Here is a 16,331-nt window from a genome sequence, read left to right as displayed (position 1 = left end):
TGAGATGCCCTCACTGCTGCCCAGCGACTGAGCAGCGCTCCCGGCACCGGAGGTATCAGCAGAGCAGATCTGCTGCCTCGCTTGATGACCATGGCAGCCACAATGCTGTGACTCAGCATCTCGCCCCCTGAATGGGTACGCGTTCGGCACCCTGGCAGCTCCAGCCCTCGCCGCCGATCTTGCCGACCTGCCCAGCTGCCTGAAGCCCCGCACCCTCAGCGCCGTCACGGCCACGATCACCCAGGCCAGCGTGATCAAGGATCCCCTGGTGGCCCAGGGATTCAGGACCTCCGACCCAGCCTGCACTTACCAGGTGGCCCAGCCCGTGTTCGAGGACGTTCCCGTCCGCGGCCTCTGGTGATCGGCTGAGGGTAGGGCTTTTCCCTGACCCCTTACGGTGCCCTCACCCTGCGCCGGCCCACCTTGACCCTGCGGCTCACCAACACCCTCACCCGGCGCACCGAGGCGTTCCAGCCTCTCGTTCCTGGTGAGGTTTCGATCTATTGCTGCGGGGTCACGGTCTACGACCTCTGCCACCTGGGCCATGCCCGCAGTTACATCGTCTGGGATGTGCTGCGCCGCTACCTGATCTGGAGCGGTTATCGGGTCACCTTCGTTCAGAACATCACCGACATCGACGACAAGATCCTCAGGCGAGCCGCCGAAGAGGACTCCTCGATGGAAGCGGTGAGTGAACGCAACATCACGGCCTTCCGTGATGACATGGCCGCCCTCAACATTCTCCCGCCCGACAAGGTTCCCCGCGCGACCCAATGCCTCGAGGGCATTCGCGCCATGATCGGCGAACTGGAGGGCTCGGGCGCCGCCTATTCCGCCGATGGCGATGTCTATTTTGCTGTGCTGGGCCGGCCTGATTACGGCAAATTGAGTGGTCGCAGCCTCAGCGAGCAGCAGGAGGGGGCCAGCGGCCGGCTCAACAGCGAGGAGGAAACCCGCAAGCGTCATCCCTTCGATTTCGCCCTCTGGAAAGGGGTCAAACCAGGAGAGCCGAGCTTCCCCTCCCCCTGGGGTCCCGGGCGCCCGGGCTGGCATATCGAATGCTCGGCGATGGTGCGTCAGGAACTGGGCACCACCATCGACATCCACCTGGGGGGATCAGACCTGATCTTCCCCCACCATGAAAATGAAATCGCTCAGTCGGAAGCGGCCAACGGTGAACCCCTGGCCCATTACTGGCTGCACAACGGCATGGTGAATGTGGATGGGGAGAAGATGTCGAAATCCCTCGGTAACTTCACCACGATCCGTGCCCTGCTCGCCAGCGGCGTTTCGGCCATGACGCTGCGCTTCTTCGTGCTCCAGGCCCACTACCGCAAGCCCCTGGATTTCACAGCCGAAGCCCTCGAAGCCGCCGCCGCCGGCTGGCACGGCCTCAACGAGGCCCTCGCGCTGGGACAGAAGCCCAGCCTGCGTGAGGCCCTCACCTGGAACGACACCGACACCGACCCCGAAGCCCCCGAGCTGGATGCCGCCCTGCAGAGCGCCCGCGGCACCTTCATCGCGGCCATGGACGATGACCTCAACACCTCGGCGGCCCTGGCGGTGCTGTTCGAGCTGGGCCGCCCCCTGCGGGCCCTGGCCCGGCGGCTGGAGCGGGGATCGGCGCCCAGCGACGAGGACCGAGGCCTGCAGGGGCGCTGGCAGTTGCTGCGCGATCTCTGCGGCGTACTGGGCCTCAAGCAGGAGGCCGGCTCCGGGGCCCTAACAGGAACGGGCGACGGACCGGATCCTGGCCAGATTCAGGCCCTGATCAGCGAGCGGCTGACCGCCCGGCAGGAGAAGCGCTACCCCGATGCCGATGCCATCCGCGACCGGTTGCGCTCCGAGGGCATCGAGCTGATCGATCGCCCCGACGGCAGCACCGACTGGATCCGGCGCTGACCTCAGCGGGGCGCCTGATCACGCATCAGCGTTTCGATCCGGCGAATCCGGACCCGGGTGGTCTCCCACACCTCCAGCCTGAAACGGCTGTCCGCCGCTGCCGGCGAGCCTGGTGTGGCTTCGGCCAGGGAGCTGCGCAGCCGCTCCAGCTTCTCCTCGATGTCGTCACCGGCCTCGAAGGCATCCCAGAGCTCCCGCTCCAGCCGCGCCCGCTCGATGAAATTCCAACGCTTGAGCCAGAGCATCGCGGCCGCCAGAGGAGAAGTGGATCACCTGCTGAGCCAGTGTGCCCGAGCCGCTGGGATCGGTGGGAGACTGGCGCCCGTCGCAGGGATGGCCTGGTGAAAGCGATCAGCGTGCTCGGCTCCACAGGGTCGATCGGCACCCAGACCCTGGCGATCGTGGAGGAGTTCCCCGAACGCTTCCGGGTGGTGGCGCTCACGGCGGGGCGCAATCTCGACCTGCTGATCGATCAGATCCGTCGCCATGGGCCCGAGGTGGTGGCCCTGGCCGACGCCGAGGACGTGCCGGAGTTGCGTCGTCGCCTGCAGGCGCTGGATCCCTCCCAGCGCCCGCTGCGCCAGCCTGAGCTTCTGGGCGGTGGCGAAGGGCTCTGCGCCGCCGCCGCCTGGTGCAGCGCCGAGCTCGTGGTAACGGGCATCGTGGGCTGCGCCGGCCTGCTGCCCACCCTCGCCGCCATCAGGGCCGGCAAGGACCTGGCCCTGGCCAACAAGGAAACCCTGATCGCCGCCGGACCGGTGGTGCTGCCGGCGCTGCAGGCCAGCGGCAGCCGGCTGCTGCCGGCCGACTCCGAGCACTCCGCCCTGTTCCAGTGCCTGCAGGGCACCCCCTGGGCCGACACCGCCCGCCTCTCCACCGGTGTGCCCACCCCGGGGCTGCGGCGCATCCAGCTCACCGCCTCCGGCGGTGCCTTCCGCGACTGGCCCGCCGCCGACCTGGCCAAGGCCACCGTGGCCGATGCCACCAGCCATCCCAACTGGAGCATGGGCCGCAAGATCACGGTGGATTCGGCCACCTTGATGAACAAGGGCCTGGAGGTGATCGAAGCCCACTACCTGTTCGGGCTCGACTACGACCACATCGAGATCGTCATCCATCCCCAGAGCATCATCCACTCGATGGTGGAGCTGGCCGACAGCTCGGTGCTGGCCCAGCTGGGCTGGCCCGACATGCGCCTGCCGCTGCTCTACTGCCTCAGCTGGCCCGAGCGGCTCGAGACCCCCTGGCGGCGCCTGGATCTCACCGAGGTGGGCCAGCTCACCTTCCGCGCGCCTGATCAGGCCAAGTACCCCTGCATGGGGCTGGCCTACGCCGCCGGTCGCGCCGGCGGCACCATGCCGGCGGTGCTCAACGCCGCCAATGAACAGGCCGTGGCCCTCTTCCTCGAGGAGCGGATCACCTTCCTCGACATCCCCCGCCTGATCGAGGCCGTCTGCGAGCGGCACGGCTCCGATCTGCAGCAGAACCCCAGCCTCGACGACGTGCTGGCCATCGATGCCTGGGCCCGGCGGGCCACCGGCGAGCTGGCCGCCACCCCCTCGCCCACCCTGCTGACCGCCTGACGATCCAGCCATGAAGGTTCAGCGTCATCTGCTGCTCTGCGCCACCCCCACCAAGGCCCTCTGCGGCGATCCGCAACTGGGGGCCGCCAGCTGGAGCCGGCTCAAGCAGCTGATCAAGGAGCGGGGCCTGGAGCAGCCCGATCGCCCCGAGGGGCTGGTGCTGCGCACCAAGGCCGACTGCCTGCGCATCTGCTCCGGCGGACCGATCCTGCTGATCTGGCCGGAGGGGATCGCCTACGGCGGCGTGAGCCCGGAGCGGATCGAGCGGATCGTGGAGGACCACCTGATCGGCGGACGGCCGATCGAGGAGTGGATCGTGGCCCGCTACGACCTCGACCCCAGCCGCTGCTCCAGCCAGCGCAGCACCAACTGATCAGACCAGCAGCCGCTTGGGCCATGGAAGCCGTTGTGGCCGCCGCCGGGGCTGAGCACCACCTCCAGGGGCGGCCCTAGGGCCTGGGCGCCAGCGGCTGGCACCCAGGGATCATCCAGGGCCTGCACCACCAGGGTGGGGGGCAGAGCGGCCTGCCCGGGCTCCGGCGCCAGCAGCCGCGGCAGGGGGCTGGCCTGCCGGTAGTAGGCCTCCGCGCTGGGGTAGCCCCAGCGGGGCGCCGTGATCAGGGCATCGAAGGCCCGGATGCTGGCCACCCGGCGCAGGCGCTGGCTCAGCTCCTCACTGGGCTGGGGAGCATCGTTGAGGGTCTGCCGGCGCAGGCGCTCCAGCAGCCAGCGCTCATAGAAGCGGTTGCGCGGGCTGGAGATGGTGGCGGAGCAGTGGGCCAGATCGAGCGGACTGCTCACCAGCACCAGGCCCTCCAGCTCCGCCACCCCATCCAGCACCGCGTTGAGCAGCACCGTCCCCCCCAGGGAGAGCCCGACGGCCAGCAGGGGGCCACCAGCCGCCAGCTGCCGGGCCTCCTCCAGGGCCGGCGCCAGATCCGTGCTGCAGCGGGCTGCATAGGTGCCGCTGGCCAGGGCCCGGCCTTCGCCCGCTCCGCGCATGTTCAGGCGCAGCACCGCCAGGCCGGCCCGGTTCAGGCACCAGCCCAGCCGCCGCACCCCCTCCGCCTGGCTGGAGCCGCCCAGACCGTGCAGCAGCACCACCAGGGCCCTGGGCCTGCCGCAGCCCGCCTCCGGGGCGGGCGGATCGAGCCAGGCCAGCAGCGAGCCGCCTGTCCCCTGGCTGGAGGGCCCAAGGGGCAGTTCCAGGCGTGTGCCCGGGCGCTCGGGCAGCACATCCGGGCGGAGCGTGTCGCGCAGGGTCTGCAGATCTGGCCCCCACCAGGGCGGGCGGGGCCGGAACGGCTCCAGCCCCAGCCGCTCCAGCAGGGCCCCGGAGCTCATGCCGGCTGAGGATCACTGGCCAACCACTGCTCCAGGGAGAGGGGCTCCACACCGGCGGCGCTGGTGACCTCGATGATCCGTCCGATCGAGGCCGGCGCGTCGAGCGCCTCCAGACAGACCCGGGCCACCAGCCGGCGGGGAATGCTGTTGCTCTCCTGCTGGTCAGGTCCGCTGTAGCGGATGCCCTGGGCGTCGAGGTCGTCCTCCGTCTCCTTGAGGCCACCGGGGCGCACCACGGTCCAGTCGAGGCCGCTGGCCTCCAGCCAGCGCTCCCCCACCCGTTTCCAGACCAGGATCAGCCCGAAGAGGTTGAGCGGGTGGAACCAGCGGCCGCTGCAGAGCGAGCTGACCAGCACCACCCGCTTCACCCCGGCCGCGTGGCAGGCGGCACACTGCTGGCGGATCGCCAGCGCATCCACCTTCAGGGGGCCGGCCAGATCCACCGAAGGGCGGGCACCGGTGGCGATCACCAGAGCCACCGTGCCCGCCAGGGCCCGCTCCAGGGCCGCCTGATCAGTCAGCTCCAGGCGGATCAGCTCCGCCCCCTGCAGCCCCTCGGGGACCTGGGATCCCGGTCGCAACAGGGCCCTCACCCGGTACCCCCTGCCCAGAGCCTCCTGGACGACACGCCAGCCGGTCTTGCCGGAAGCACCGCTCACGGCCAGGCAGGGCGCCGGCCCGGCGGCCGAGCCGGTGGAGATGGACGTGGAGGGCACGGAACTCAGAGCAGGGGCAACAGTTCCTGTTCTAGGCAACGGGCCTGGGGATACTCCCCCCGATGGCGCAGCTGGCGCACCCGCAGGATCAGGGGATCGATGTCGCACTCCTGGCCGTAGCAGTCCTCCAGATGGTCACGGGACCCGGGCTGGAATCGGCTGGTGGGTCGCGGGTTGTCCAACGGTGAAAGGGGGCGAGGACAGATGAGATGTCCGGAAGTTAGGGACAATCCCGGCGGGTGCCCTGATCACAAACACTCATCTTCGCTGGAGTGCGCGCACAATGACGCCACCTCTGCGGTCGCCGCTGCCATGGACACCACCGCCAGCGGCAGGCCCTCCTTTGATCTGGGCGCTCCCGGCCTGCAGCTGCGGCCACGCCAGTGGCAGTCGCAGCTGATCCAGCTGCTGCGCCGTCGCCTGGAGGTCCCGGGCCCCGACGGCCAGGACGTGCTGGTCCATGCCGGCCCCGGGGCGGGCAAGACCTTCGGCGCGCTGCTGGGCTTCCAGGCCCTCCTGCGCGAGGGCCGGCTCAGCCATCTGCTCGTGTTCTGCCACCGCAGTTCGATCGCCGCCCAGTGGCGCGACTCGGCCCGCAGCCTGGGGATCGAGCTGCGCGAGTGGGATCCGTCGCTGGCCCCGGAGCAGGTCCAGGGACTGCTGCTCAGCTACCAGAGCGCCGCCCGGCACCGGCTGCGGCTGCAGCAGGAGCTGGCTCGTTTCCTTCCCGGCCAGGCCCTCACGGTGGCCGACGAGGTGCATCACCTCGGCCTCGATCCCGAGGAGCCGGAGGCCACCGCCTGGGGCCATGCCTTCAGCGAACTCAGCCGCGGGCACGCCCTGCGGCTGGGATTGAGTGGCACACCCTTCCGGGCCGACAACCTGGCCTTCTGCGCCGCCCGGCGCGTCCCCAGGCGGCAGGACGGGGTGCTGATCGAGCAGATCGAGCCCGACCTCAGCGTCGAGCCCCGCCGCTTGATCGTGGCGGGTGATGTCAGGCCGCTGGAGTTCCGCTTCCAGGATGGCTGGGTGGACCACGGCCATGGCGAGAACGAGGCGGAGAGCGCCCTGGAACGTTCTCCGTTGTCGCTGGAAACGCGCGAGAGCTGGCGGGCCCGCAACCTGCGCCGCGCCATCCGGCTCGGCGATCGTAGCAGCATCGCCCTGAGGATCCTGCTCAACGCCCGCAAGCGCCTGGCCCGCCTGCGCGACGACGACCATCCCCAGGCGGGCGGTCTGGTGATCGCCCGCGACATCGCCCATGCCAGGGGGCTGAGCAGCCTGCTGGAGGAGGAGGGGGATCGGGTGCGGCTGGTGCATTCCCAGGACCCGGAGTCGGCCTCGCACCTGCGGGCCTTCCGGGCTGGGGAGGCCGACTGGCTGGTGAGCATCGACATGTGCGCCGAAGGATTCGACGCCCCACGGCTGCGGGTGGTGGCCTACCTGAGCACGGTGGTGACCCGCAGCCGCTTCCTGCAGGGGATCACCCGGGCCGTGCGCGTCGATCCCGGCCGGGCCGCCCTGGAGCCCGTGCCGCGCCGGCCCTCCTATGTGTATGCGCCGGCTGATCCACTGCTGATGGGCTATGCCCGCAGCTGGTCGGTGGCCGATCCCTACGTGATCCGGCCCAGAACCCTGCCGGATGCCGAGCCGGCCGCAGGCGGCGTCCCGGCAGGGCAGCTGCCGCTGGAGGCCCTGCGGGATGGGGCCGGGGAGGTGATCCGCCTGCGCGGACCCCAATTGCCAGGATTCCTTGACAGCCGGACCGCCTGAATCCCCGCGGCGAAGCAGCCGATGCAGTGGCGTCGGTTACACCGCAAAAACGAAGAGAGTGCGAACATCTGCAAATCCACACCACGGATGACCTAGTGGCCATCCAACGTGGTGCGCACCTGGAGATGGATCATGTCCAAGCCTTCTCCCCATCGCCAACTCACCGCCCTGGCGAGCTGGGCCATGGCCCGCATCGCTGAACTCGACCGTCAGGAACGCTTCGAGGAAAGCTTTGCGATCACCGAGGAATTCCGCGAATGGATCCTCTGCCACGACCTGCACCCGCAGCTGCTCGACCCCTTGCTGATGCCCCGGGGACGCGGGCTGAGCGCACTGGACATGGCGGAATGAGGCGAGGCCAGGGCCGAAACCGAATCCAAACCTAAAGCAATCCTTAAGAAGCCTGAGCCCCAGCCCGCGCCTGTCTCATTTCTTCAACGCTCCGTGGCCTAAGGTCAACTCATACTCAGTCCGCCTTGGATCCGATGAGCGCTTCCGCCGACCCCCGCGCAGACGTGGCCGCGGTGGAGAACCTGGTGATCGTGGGCTCCGGCCCCGCCGGTTACACCGCCGCCATCTATGCGGCCCGGGCCAACCTCAATCCCGTGCTGATCACCGGCTTCCAGGACGGCGGCATCCCCGGCGGTCAGCTGATGACCACCACCCATGTGGAGAACTTTCCGGGCTTCCCCGATGGCATCCTCGGCCCCGACCTGATGGACCGCATGAAGGCCCAGGCCGTGCGCTGGGGCACCCGCCTGGTGGAGGCCGATGCCGAAGCGATCGATCTCTCGCAGCGCCCCTACCGGGTCAGGGCCGACGGACAGACGATCCAGACCCAGGCGGTGATCCTGGCCACGGGCGCCAGCGCCAACCGGCTCGGCCTGCCCCATGAGCAACAGTTCTGGAGCCAGGGGATCAGCGCCTGCGCCATCTGCGACGGGGCCACCCCCCAGTTCCGCAACGAGCAGCTGGCGGTGGTCGGCGGGGGGGATTCCGCCTGTGAGGAAGCGGTGTATCTCACCAAATACGGCAGTCACGTCCACCTGATCGTGCGCCGTGACAGCCTGCGCGCCAGCGGGGCCATGGCCGACCGGGTGCTCGCCAACCCCGCCATCAGCGTGCACTGGCAGCGGGAGGTGGCTGACGTCTCGGGCAACGGCTGGCTGGAGGCCCTCACCCTGCGCAATCCCGACGACAGCAGCACCCAGGAACTACCGGTGCGGGGATTGTTCTATGCCATCGGCCACACCCCCAACACCCGGCTGGTGCGCGATCAGCTGGCCGTGGATGCCAAGGGTTATCTGGTCACCTCCCCCGGGCAGCCCGACACCAGCCTCGAGGGGGTGTTCGCCGCCGGCGATGTGGCCGACGCCCAGTGGCGCCAGGGGGTGACCGCCGCCGGCAGCGGCTGTCAGGCGGCCCTGGCCGCCGAGCGCTGGCTCACCCACCACGGCCTGGCCACCACGGTCAGGCGCACCAGCGTGGAGCCGGAGCCGAGCGGGGAGCCCGTCCACACCGCCGTGAGCGACGCCGACAACTACGACCCCGCCGCCCTCTGGCAGAAAGGGGGCTACGCCTTGCGCAAGCTCTACCACGACAGCGACAGGCCGCTGCTGGTGGTCTACACCTCCCCCAGCTGCGGCCCCTGCCACGTGCTCAAGCCCCAGCTCAAGCGGGTGCTCCAGGAGCTCGGCGGTGCCGCCCAGGGGGTGGAGATCGACATTGAGGCTGAACAGGAGATCGCCAGCCAGGCCGGCGTCAACGGCACGCCCACCGTGCAGCTCTTCCACGCCAAGCAGCTGCGTCAGCAGTGGCGTGGCGTGAAGCAGCGCAGCGAGTTCAAGGCCGCGATCGAAGCGCTCCTGCCAGTGCCGGTGGCCTGAGCCACGGCCCGGCGCCCCTGGAGATCAGCGGATCAGCGCCGCCTCGGTCCTCCGGGGCGGTTGCCGCCGGGCCGTGGGCCGGTGGCACCGGCATTGCGTTCCCGGTAGGTGATCCGGCCACGGGTGAGGTCGTAGGGGCTGATCTCCACCAGGACCTTGTCGCCGGCGAGCAGCTTGATGCGGAACTTGGTGAGCTTGCCGGCGGCGCGGCAGAGGCACTGGTGCCCGGAGGGCTGATCGAGGGTGACCAGGTAGAACCCGTTCCCCTGCTCCTTCTCGATCACTCCCGAGGTTTCGATCATGCGCTGCCGTGGCTCGATGCAAACATCACTCCACCCTAAATTGGCACCCTGCAGCCCTAGGGTCTGGGGCCTTACCGGTTACCCCTTGGTCGTTCCACCGCTGACCCTTGATCTGGGCCTGTTGCTGATCTCGATCGGGGTGGTGAACCTCTGGAAAGCCCGCCGCAGCGATGGCAGGCTCTGATCCTGCAACCAGGGGCCAGCCAGCCCCGACCACCCTGCTGCTGCACAAGCCCTATGGGGTGCTCAGCCAGTTCAGCCCGGAAGCGCACAGCGCCTGGTCGACCCTGGCCCCGCTGGTGCCCGTGCCCGGGGTTTACGCCGCCGGCCGGCTCGATGCCGACAGCGAAGGCCTGCTGCTGCTCACCGGCGATGGACGGCTGCAGCAACGGCTCACCGACCCCCGCTGGGGCCACTGGCGCCGCTACTGGGTCCAGGTGGAGGGCACCCCGTCTGAACCGGCGCTGCAGCAGCTGCGGGAGGGGGTGATGGTGCAGGGGCGGCGCACCCTCAGGGCCCAGGCCATCGCCCTGGAGGACCCGGGGCTGCCGGAGCGGATGCCGCCGATTCGTCAGCGCCGCTCGATCCCCACCGCCTGGCTGGAGCTGGGGCTGCGGGAGGGTCGCAACCGCCAGGTGCGTCGCATGACCGCAGCCGTGGGGCTGCCCACCCTGCGGCTGCTGCGCGTGGCGATCGACCTGATGGATGGGGGACCACCCCTCAGCCTCGCTGGGCTGGCGCCCGGCCAATGGCGGCCGGTGACCAGCGCCGAGCAGCAGCGCCTGAGCCGACTTGGCGGGGGGCTCAGCCGATGACCTGCTGCAGTTCGCGCACGGTCTGAAGCTGGCCGTAGTAGTAGTTCGCCCTCGCGCGCCGGTCGGCCTCCTCGAGGCTGTCGAGGGCATCGAACCCCAGGCTCATCCAGAGCTCATGGCCGCAGGCGCGGTTCAGCTCAGCGGTGGCCTCCTGCTCCAGATTGGCGAGCCGGCGCTGCAGGTTCTTGATCTGGGCAATGGACATGGCCGAAGCGGAAGCGACAACCGATGGTACAAAAGAACTGCCAGCAGCTCAGAACGGCAGCTTCTTCTTGCCCTCCTTGTCGAGGTCGGCATCGAGCTCGCGCAAGCGGCGCAGGATCGTGTCGTAGTACTCCTTGAGGTAGTCCTCCAGGCGGGTGGTTTCAGCCGCATCCAGCCCGAAGGCCGCATAGCTCTCCTCCATCGGCGCATCCAGCGGCTGCCCGCCACCGGTGACCTCAGCGAAGGCCAGCCGTTCGGCCACCGTGACACCGGGTTCGAAGAAGGAGGCCAACCCCTGCATCATCCGGATCAGGAACGGCCGCACCCGGAACACCCGCGCCGGCTTGCCGCTGTAGCGCTCGCACAGCTGGGTGACCTCCCCGGTGTTCCACGCCCTCGGACCCACCACCGGGAACGCCTGGCGCACGGTGGCGGCCTGGCCGAGGGCCGCCACGGCAAAGCGGGCCACGTCCTGGGTGTTCATGTAGGCGATCGGGGTGGGGGTGCCGCTCACCCACACGGTCTGGCCCTCGAGCACGGGAATGGCGAACTGACCGATCACCCCCTGCATGAAGGCCACACAGCGCAGGATCGTGTAATCGAGGTCGGAGCTGATCAGCAGCTGTTCGGTGCAGTACTTGATGTCCATCAACGGCACTTGCCGGTGGCGCTCGGCCTCCAGCAACGAGACGAACACGACGCGCTTCACCTCGGCCTTCTCACAGGCCCGGAGCAGGTTGAGCTTGCCGTCCCAGTCGATCCGGTAGATGCCGGCGCTGTCGGTGGGCCGGGCCGTGGCCGCATCGATGATGGCCTCCTGCCCCTCGAGGGCGTAGGCAAGGCTTTCGGGCTCGAGCAGATCACCGCGGGTGAGCTCACAGCCCCACTCCTGCAGAAAGGCCGCCTTGCGCGGTGAGCGCACCATGCAACGCACCTGATGGCCCTGATCGAGGGCACGGCGGGCAATCTGGCGACCAAGGGTGCCGGTGCCGCCAACGACCAGAACCTGCATGAAGCACCCGATTAGAAGGGGCTGAGCCTAGAGGTGCGCCTGTCGGCGGCGCGCCCCAGGCAGGCTCCGGGCTCCATGGATGCCGGCTCAGTCTTTCTGCAGCTTGAGCAGCAGCGCGCCGCCCACCAGACCGACGGGGATCAGCACCCAGAAGATCGCAGCCGTGAAGAAGATTTCCGAGGCCATGGGCGAGGCGAGAACGGCTACCTATCTAGCGTCCCATCCCCCGCGGCGGCCAACTCCAGCACCTGCTGCCAGGGGGCTGAGCTGCGCAGCTGGCCCGGCATCACGCCACTGGCGCTCGCGCTCCAGCCCGCCAGGCGCAACCGCTCCACCAGCCTCCGCAGGCGCACCGTGCCACCGGGTGATCGCCGCGCGATCTCCGCCATCGGCCAGACCCTGGCGCCGTCGGCGCTGTCGGCGGCCAGGCCGCTGAGCCACCGCCGTGCCTGCTCCCCCACATGGCCTTCCGCGGCGAGGTGGATCAGGCCCTCCAACCAGGCCGGATCCTGCAGCGGGCCGATCCAGAGCGGACCGCTCACCGCCAGGGGCGGCGGGGCGGCGCAGCCGCAGGGCTGCCAGCGGCGCAGACGGCGCAGGCTCTGCACCTGCTGATCACCGCAGCCGTGGCAGTGGGCCAGCAGGCCGAGCTGGTCCTCCTCCAGCACCCCCGGGCTGCGCAGCACCTGGACGGCCGTGCGGAAGGTGCGGCCATCACTGACGTTCAGCAGCGGCCGCAGGCCCCGGCCCAGGGACCAGGCGGAACGGGCCAGGACCCCGAGCTGAAGGCGCAGGGCCAGCTCCCAGCTGGCCGGATGGGCCCGGGCGGCCGCCCCCAACGAGCGCAGGGCCGCCGTCCGGTCGTGGCCGGTGGGGGAGCGGCCGTCGGTGCTGGCCAGATAGAGCACCCCGCCGAAGCGGACGGCCTCCAGGGCCCGGGGCACCAGGGCCCCGGGACAGCCGAAGGCATCGAGGTCCACCAGGTCGAAGCGCTGATCGCGCAGCAGGCAGGCGGCCAGCAGCTTCTGGGCGGTCAGGGCACTCAGCCGCAGCGCCAGGCGCCCCCGCAGAGGCTCCAGGTTGGTGCGCAGCACCGGCAGCCGCTCCGAGTCGGCATCGTTGGCCCAGACCGCAGCCGCCCCGGCCTCGAGGCCATAGCGCAGGGAGCGCACCCCGCAACCCGCCATCAGATCCAGCACCTCCAGGGGCCCCTGGCCCGCCAGCCGGCGGGCCAGCAGCACCCCCAGATCCCTGGCCGGGCGCGAGTCGGCCCGGAAGAAGCCCTCCCCCAGCCGCATCCGGGCCGCTCCTTCGCAATAGTGAGGGTCGTTCGGCGTGGCTCAGGCTCCGGTGTTGACAGCTCCAGCCCAGCCTGTCGCAGGGGATGGCATCGACTGGGGCCTGCACGGCACCTGGCACTGGCGGGGCCTGGCCTGCCACTGGCGCGTGCTCGGCGACCCCAGCGATCCCCCCCTGCTGCTGCTCCATGGCTTCGCCGCCAGCAGCGGTCACTGGCGCCACAACGTGGCCGGGCTGGCGGCGGCGGGCTGGTGCGTCTACGGCCTGGATCTGATCGGCTTCGGCGGCTCCGACCAGCCGGCCCTGCACCTCGACAACCGCCTCTGGGCCCGCCAGAGCGCCGCCTTCCTGCAGCAGGTGGTGCAACGACCCGCCGTGCTGCTCGGTCACTCCCTGGGGGGGCTGGTGGCCCTGAGCGCGGCGGTGTTCAGCCCGGAGTGGGTGCGGGCGGTGGCCGCTGTGCCCCTGCCGGATCCCAGCCTGGTGATGGCCATACCCCGGCGGCGGCCCCCCTGGCGGCGGCGGCTGCAGCGGCTGGTGGTGCACCTGCTGTGCAGGCTGCTGCCCCTGGAGCTGCTGGTGCCCCTGATCGCCCGCACCCCCCTGCTCGACCTGGGTCTGCAGTCGGCCTACAACCAGCCGGTGCTCGGCGACGGGGAGCTGCGCCGGCTGTTCGCCCGTCCGGCCCGGCGACCGACCGCGGCCTGGGCCCTGCGCGGGATGAGCATCGGCATGGCCCTGCGCCCGCGGGGGGCCACGGCCGAGGCGCTGCTGGCGCGCCTGGTGCAGCCCCTGCTGCTGATCTGGGGCGAGGCCGACCGCCTGGTGCCGATCGAAGTGGCGGAGCTGATCGCGAGCCTCAGGCCGGAACTACGGCTGGAGAGGCTGTCAGGGGTCGGCCATTGCCCCCACGATGAGGCCCCCGAGGCTTTCGAGGCCCTGCTGCTGCCCTGGCTGGAGGGGCTTCAGGAGGCCGGCACGTAATTTGGGACCTTGATGCCCGTCGAGCGCCGCCCCGGCCATGAAACACACCCTCTCGGTGCTGGTGCAGGACGAATCCGGCGCCCTCAGCCGCATCTCCGGGCTGTTCGCCCGCCGTGGCTTCAACATCGACAGCCTGGCGGTGGGGCCGGCCGAGCAGCGCGGCCACTCCCGGCTCACCATGGTGGTGGAGGGTGACGATCGCACCCTCGAGCAGATGGTCAAGCAGCTCAACAAGCTGATCAATGTGCTCAATGTGATCGACCTCACCCGCATTCCCGCGGTGGAGCGGGAACTGATGCTCCTGAAGGTGTCGGCGCCGCCGGAGAACAGGGCGGCGATTCTCGATCTGGTCGAAGTCTTCCGCGCCAAGGTGGTCGACGTGGCCGACAACGCCCTGATCCTGGAGGTGGTGGGCGATCCGGGAAAACTGGTGGCCCTCGAGCAGATTCTCGAGAGCTTCGGCATCCTCGAGATCGCCCGCACCGGCAAGGTGACCCTGGAGCGGGCCTCGGGCGTGAACACCGCTCTGCTCAAGGTCACCGCCTCCGACAAGCGCGTGCCCGCCTGAGCCGGCCCAGCTCAGGGCTCGCCCTTCACCAGGGTGCCCCCCTCCACCAGCGTGGCCTTGATCAGGCGGTCGCCCTGCTTGATCTTGTCGACCACCTCCATCCCCTTCACCACACGGCCGAACACCGCGTAGCGCCCATCGAGCTCGGTGAGGGGCTTGAGGGCGATGTAGAACTGCGCGCTGGCGGAATTGGGATCGGCCGAGCGGGCCATGGCCAGGGCCCCGCGGTCGTGCTTGAGCCTGAGCTGGAGGCTCTCGGCCGGATCCAGTACCTCGGCGCCGTAGCGGGGCTCGGGCTCACCTTCGATCGCCAGTTCCAGGGGGATCAGCCTGGGCTGGTCGGTGGCCGGATCCACGAAGCTGCCGGTGCCATAGAGATTGGACGGCACCTTCGGGTCGGCGCTCTGGGGATCGCCCCCCTGCACCACGAACGGGGTGGGCTCGTTCACCACCCGGTGGAACACGGTGTTGTTGTAGGCGCCGCGGCGCACCAGATCGACGAAGTTTCCGGCCGTGAGCGGCGCGGCATCACCGATCAGCTCCACCTCCACATCCCCGCGGCTGGTCTTGAGTGACACCAGAGCCTTGCCGCTCAGGCAGGCCGCTCCAGGGGCCGCGCAGCCCAGGGGACTACGGGGGGCATCGGCAGCGCAGGCTCCGAGGCCGAAAGGGGTGAGCAGCAGCACACCAAGAAGCAGAAGACGGCTGAGGCGCATCGTCATCGGATCAGACCCCCTCCAGGGGAACTTTGAGGAAGCGGGCCAGCTCAGCGCCGCTGCGCTCGAGCTCGGCCAGGGGCAGGGGCTCTCCCACCCGGGTCAGGGGCAGGTCGCGGCGGCCCTGCAGGCGCAGCGCCAGGCGGCGACGGGGGTTGAGGCCGTCGCGCACGTCGACCTTCACCGCCAGGACCTCACGCAGGGGGATCTCCACGTCGATCTTCTGACGGAAGCCGCGGCGGGTGATGCTGGCCAGGTTGCTCTCCTTGTCGAAGCGGTTGCTGCCGGCCCCCACATCCAGTGCGATCACCGCCCAGAGGTAGGTGGCCAGCAGCACGCCGGCGGTTCCATAGGCCCCCATCACCAGTCCCTGGGGAACCCACTCGAGTTCGGCCGGATGGCCCAGGGGCAGCAGGTCGAGACCGAGGCGGCTGGAGAGGCTGGTGAGCAGGAAGCCGACCCCTCCCAGGCTGACCGCGGAGGCCACCACGTAGTTGGAGAGGCGGCGGGAGCCCTGGACCGTCTGCTCGAGCAGGGAGGCGCGGGCGTTGTCGTTGGCCGCTGGACGCGGCGCTGGAGCGGCCGAAGGGGAAGCCGGGGCCATGGGGGCGGCGGGGAGGCGATGGACCGTCATCTTGGCCGTCGCCGGGGAGGGTGCGGCGGGCCGATCACCCCAGCCTGCGGCGCAGGGGGCGGGAGCAAATGGAAGAAATACCTAAAAACCCTGCCGCGACAGGCAATGTCAGCCCGTTGCGGGCTTGCTCGCGCTGCCCGTGAACATTGTTACCATCGCCCGGTATCCCAAAGCCAAGCGGGATTTCCGCACCGTTTCAACCCATGACGATCGCTTTAGGGCGCGCGCCTGCCGCACGGGGATGGTTCGACGTCCTCGATGACTGGCTGAAGCGTGACCGCTTTGTTTTTGTCGGGTGGTCCGGTCTGCTGCTGTTCCCCACCGCCTACCTGGCGCTGGGCGGCTGGCTGACCGGCACCACCTTCGCCACCTCCTGGTACACCCACGGCATTGCCAGTTCCTACCTGGAGGGTTGCAACTTCCTCACCGCCGCCGTCAGCACCCCCGCTGACGCCATGGGTCACAGCCTGCTGCTGCTCTGGGGCCCCGAGGCCCAGGGCGACTTCGTGCGCTGGATCCAGCTCGGTGGCCTCTGGCCCTTCGTGGCCCTGCACGGCGCCTTCGCCCTGATCGGCTTCATGCTGCGTCAGTTC

General features: G+C 69.9%; 20 protein-coding genes and 1 pseudogene. 10 read left to right on the top strand and 11 right to left on the bottom strand.

The features are described from left to right. The first annotated feature begins 423 nt into the window (after window positions 1-423). Window positions 424-1,902 carry a cysteine--tRNA ligase gene (gene cysS / locus KQ297_RS04400; RefSeq protein WP_259738348.1) on the top strand — a complete coding sequence of 493 codons (1,479 nt, stop codon included), beginning with the start codon at window positions 424-426 and terminating at the stop codon, window positions 1,900-1,902. 2 nt (window positions 1,903-1,904) lie between these two features. Here the strand turns inward: cysS and KQ297_RS04395 are convergent, their stop codons facing one another. After that, complete coding sequence (locus tag KQ297_RS04395) at window positions 1,905-2,147, bottom strand: hypothetical protein (protein ID WP_259738347.1); 243 nt, start codon at window positions 2,145-2,147, stop codon at window positions 1,905-1,907. Between the two features lie 96 nt (window positions 2,148-2,243). Here KQ297_RS04395 and KQ297_RS04390 point away from each other — a divergent pair, with 96 nt between their 5' ends. Together KQ297_RS04390 and KQ297_RS04385 are read left to right on the top strand one after the other, a co-directional pair. Then, window positions 2,244-3,485, top strand: coding sequence for a 1-deoxy-D-xylulose-5-phosphate reductoisomerase (locus tag KQ297_RS04390; protein ID WP_259738346.1), 1,242 nt, complete (start codon window positions 2,244-2,246; stop codon window positions 3,483-3,485). Between the two features lie 10 nt (window positions 3,486-3,495). Next, a complete protein-coding gene (locus KQ297_RS04385) occupies window positions 3,496-3,858 on the top strand; it encodes a ferredoxin (protein WP_259738345.1) in 363 nt (120 codons plus the stop codon). Here the strand turns inward: KQ297_RS04385 and KQ297_RS04380 are convergent. From KQ297_RS04380 to KQ297_RS04370, 3 genes are read right to left on the bottom strand one after another with little or no spacing between them, the layout of a single operon-like run. After that, the gene (locus tag KQ297_RS04380; RefSeq protein ID WP_259738344.1) at window positions 3,810-4,829 is read right to left on the bottom strand and encodes a YheT family hydrolase; all 1,020 of its coding nucleotides are present in this window, start codon (window positions 4,827-4,829) and stop codon (window positions 3,810-3,812) included. The two genes, KQ297_RS04385 and KQ297_RS04380, sit on opposite strands and share 49 nt — an antisense overlap. Next, on the bottom strand, window positions 4,826-5,545 hold the full coding sequence (locus tag KQ297_RS04375) for an SDR family oxidoreductase (protein WP_259738343.1): 720 nt from the start codon (window positions 5,543-5,545) through the stop codon (window positions 4,826-4,828). Before KQ297_RS04375 ends, KQ297_RS04380 begins: the two co-directional genes overlap by 4 nt. 5 nt (window positions 5,546-5,550) lie before the next feature. Beyond that, window positions 5,551-5,727, bottom strand: a complete 177-nt coding sequence (locus KQ297_RS04370) for a hypothetical protein (RefSeq protein WP_185467093.1) — start codon at window positions 5,725-5,727, stop codon at window positions 5,551-5,553. Window positions 5,728-5,857: 130 nt separating this feature from the next. Here KQ297_RS04370 and KQ297_RS04365 point away from each other — a divergent pair, with 130 nt between their 5' ends. From KQ297_RS04365 to trxB, 3 genes are all read left to right on the top strand, one after another. Then, a complete protein-coding gene (locus KQ297_RS04365; protein ID WP_259738342.1) occupies window positions 5,858-7,318 on the top strand; it encodes a DEAD/DEAH box helicase in 1,461 nt (486 codons plus the stop codon). Between the two features lie 132 nt (window positions 7,319-7,450). Next, window positions 7,451-7,669 carry a hypothetical protein gene (locus KQ297_RS04360; protein ID WP_259738341.1) on the top strand — a complete coding sequence of 73 codons (219 nt, stop codon included), beginning with the start codon at window positions 7,451-7,453 and terminating at the stop codon, window positions 7,667-7,669. 134 nt (window positions 7,670-7,803) lie between these two features. Further along, window positions 7,804-9,204, top strand: coding sequence for a thioredoxin-disulfide reductase (trxB, locus tag KQ297_RS04355; protein ID WP_259738340.1), 1,401 nt, complete (start codon window positions 7,804-7,806; stop codon window positions 9,202-9,204). A 32-nt stretch (window positions 9,205-9,236) separates the two neighbouring features. On the opposite strand, the gene infA is transcribed toward trxB, so the two are convergent. Beyond that, window positions 9,237-9,506, bottom strand: a complete 270-nt coding sequence (infA, locus tag KQ297_RS04350; protein WP_006171764.1) for a translation initiation factor IF-1 — start codon at window positions 9,504-9,506, stop codon at window positions 9,237-9,239. 170 nt (window positions 9,507-9,676) lie between these two features. On the opposite strand from infA, the gene KQ297_RS04345 reads away from it, so the two are divergent. After that, a complete protein-coding gene (locus tag KQ297_RS04345) occupies window positions 9,677-10,321 on the top strand; it encodes a pseudouridine synthase (RefSeq protein WP_259738339.1) in 645 nt (214 codons plus the stop codon). On the opposite strand, the gene KQ297_RS04340 is transcribed toward KQ297_RS04345, so the two are convergent. From KQ297_RS04340 to KQ297_RS04325, 4 genes are all read right to left on the bottom strand, one after another. After that, window positions 10,311-10,526, bottom strand: a complete 216-nt coding sequence (locus KQ297_RS04340; RefSeq protein WP_185467088.1) for a hypothetical protein — start codon at window positions 10,524-10,526, stop codon at window positions 10,311-10,313. The two genes, KQ297_RS04345 and KQ297_RS04340, sit on opposite strands and share 11 nt — an antisense overlap. A gap of 48 nt (window positions 10,527-10,574) precedes the next feature. Continuing rightward, complete coding sequence (locus KQ297_RS04335) at window positions 10,575-11,537, bottom strand: NAD(P)H-binding protein (RefSeq protein WP_259738338.1); 963 nt, start codon at window positions 11,535-11,537, stop codon at window positions 10,575-10,577. A gap of 87 nt (window positions 11,538-11,624) precedes the next feature. Beyond that, window positions 11,625-11,723: a cytochrome b6-f complex subunit PetM gene (petM, locus tag KQ297_RS04330; protein WP_094556680.1), complete on the bottom strand. Its 99-nt coding sequence runs from the start codon at window positions 11,721-11,723 to the stop codon at window positions 11,625-11,627. 17 nt (window positions 11,724-11,740) lie between these two features. Further along, window positions 11,741-12,835, bottom strand: coding sequence for a N2,N2-dimethylguanosine tRNA methyltransferase (locus tag KQ297_RS04325; RefSeq protein ID WP_259738337.1), 1,095 nt, complete (start codon window positions 12,833-12,835; stop codon window positions 11,741-11,743). Window positions 12,836-12,887: 52 nt separating this feature from the next. Between KQ297_RS04325 and KQ297_RS04320 the strand changes: the two genes are divergently transcribed. Both KQ297_RS04320 and ilvN read left to right on the top strand, forming a co-directional pair. Next, window positions 12,888-13,820, top strand: coding sequence for an alpha/beta fold hydrolase (locus KQ297_RS04320; RefSeq protein ID WP_259738336.1), 933 nt, complete (start codon window positions 12,888-12,890; stop codon window positions 13,818-13,820). A gap of 37 nt (window positions 13,821-13,857) precedes the next feature. Beyond that, on the top strand, window positions 13,858-14,388 hold the full coding sequence (gene ilvN, locus KQ297_RS04315) for an acetolactate synthase small subunit (RefSeq protein ID WP_185467086.1): 531 nt from the start codon (window positions 13,858-13,860) through the stop codon (window positions 14,386-14,388). Window positions 14,389-14,399: 11 nt separating this feature from the next. Here ilvN and KQ297_RS04310 read toward each other — a convergent pair whose 3' ends face one another. Continuing rightward, complete coding sequence (locus tag KQ297_RS04310) at window positions 14,400-15,110, bottom strand: peptidylprolyl isomerase (protein WP_185467085.1); 711 nt, start codon at window positions 15,108-15,110, stop codon at window positions 14,400-14,402. Between the two features lie 4 nt (window positions 15,111-15,114). Then, window positions 15,115-15,708 (bottom strand): photosystem I assembly protein Ycf4, encoded by a 594-nt coding sequence (locus KQ297_RS04305; RefSeq protein WP_259738335.1) that lies wholly within the window; start codon window positions 15,706-15,708, stop codon window positions 15,115-15,117. 233 nt (window positions 15,709-15,941) lie between these two features. On the opposite strand from KQ297_RS04305, the pseudogene KQ297_RS04300 reads away from it, so the two are divergent. Further along, window positions 15,942-16,331: pseudogene (locus KQ297_RS04300) on the top strand (photosystem II D2 protein (photosystem q(a) protein)); the annotation flags it as partial.

The sequence above is a fragment of the Synechococcus sp. CS-205 genome, assembly GCF_025128255.1.
Lineage (GTDB): Bacteria > Cyanobacteriota > Cyanobacteriia > PCC-6307 > Cyanobiaceae > Regnicoccus_A.
Note: the sequence above shows the minus strand (reverse complement) of the source record. Positions and strands in the feature narration are given on the sequence as shown.

Coding starts and splice junctions, on each gene's coding strand:
- KQ297_RS04395 (WP_259738347.1), bottom strand. CDS start 2,147: ATGCTCTGGCTCAAGCGTTGGAATTTCATCGAGCGGGCGCGGCTGGAG.
- KQ297_RS04385 (WP_259738345.1), top strand. CDS start 3,496: ATGAAGGTTCAGCGTCATCTGCTGCTCTGCGCCACCCCCACCAAGGCC.
- KQ297_RS04380 (WP_259738344.1), bottom strand. CDS start 4,829: ATGAGCTCCGGGGCCCTGCTGGAGCGGCTGGGGCTGGAGCCGTTCCGG.
- KQ297_RS04365 (WP_259738342.1), top strand. CDS start 5,858: ATGGACACCACCGCCAGCGGCAGGCCCTCCTTTGATCTGGGCGCTCCC.
- KQ297_RS04360 (WP_259738341.1), top strand. CDS start 7,451: ATGTCCAAGCCTTCTCCCCATCGCCAACTCACCGCCCTGGCGAGCTGG.
- trxB (WP_259738340.1), top strand. CDS start 7,804: ATGAGCGCTTCCGCCGACCCCCGCGCAGACGTGGCCGCGGTGGAGAAC.
- infA (WP_006171764.1), bottom strand. CDS start 9,506: ATGATCGAAACCTCGGGAGTGATCGAGAAGGAGCAGGGGAACGGGTTC.
- KQ297_RS04345 (WP_259738339.1), top strand. CDS start 9,677: ATGGCAGGCTCTGATCCTGCAACCAGGGGCCAGCCAGCCCCGACCACC.
- KQ297_RS04340 (WP_185467088.1), bottom strand. CDS start 10,526: ATGTCCATTGCCCAGATCAAGAACCTGCAGCGCCGGCTCGCCAATCTG.
- KQ297_RS04335 (WP_259738338.1), bottom strand. CDS start 11,537: ATGCAGGTTCTGGTCGTTGGCGGCACCGGCACCCTTGGTCGCCAGATT.
- petM (WP_094556680.1), bottom strand. CDS start 11,723: ATGGCCTCGGAAATCTTCTTCACGGCTGCGATCTTCTGGGTGCTGATC.
- KQ297_RS04325 (WP_259738337.1), bottom strand. CDS start 12,835: ATGCGGCTGGGGGAGGGCTTCTTCCGGGCCGACTCGCGCCCGGCCAGG.
- ilvN (WP_185467086.1), top strand. CDS start 13,858: ATGAAACACACCCTCTCGGTGCTGGTGCAGGACGAATCCGGCGCCCTC.
- KQ297_RS04310 (WP_185467085.1), bottom strand. CDS start 15,110: ATGACGATGCGCCTCAGCCGTCTTCTGCTTCTTGGTGTGCTGCTGCTC.
- KQ297_RS04305 (WP_259738335.1), bottom strand. CDS start 15,708: ATGGCCCCGGCTTCCCCTTCGGCCGCTCCAGCGCCGCGTCCAGCGGCC.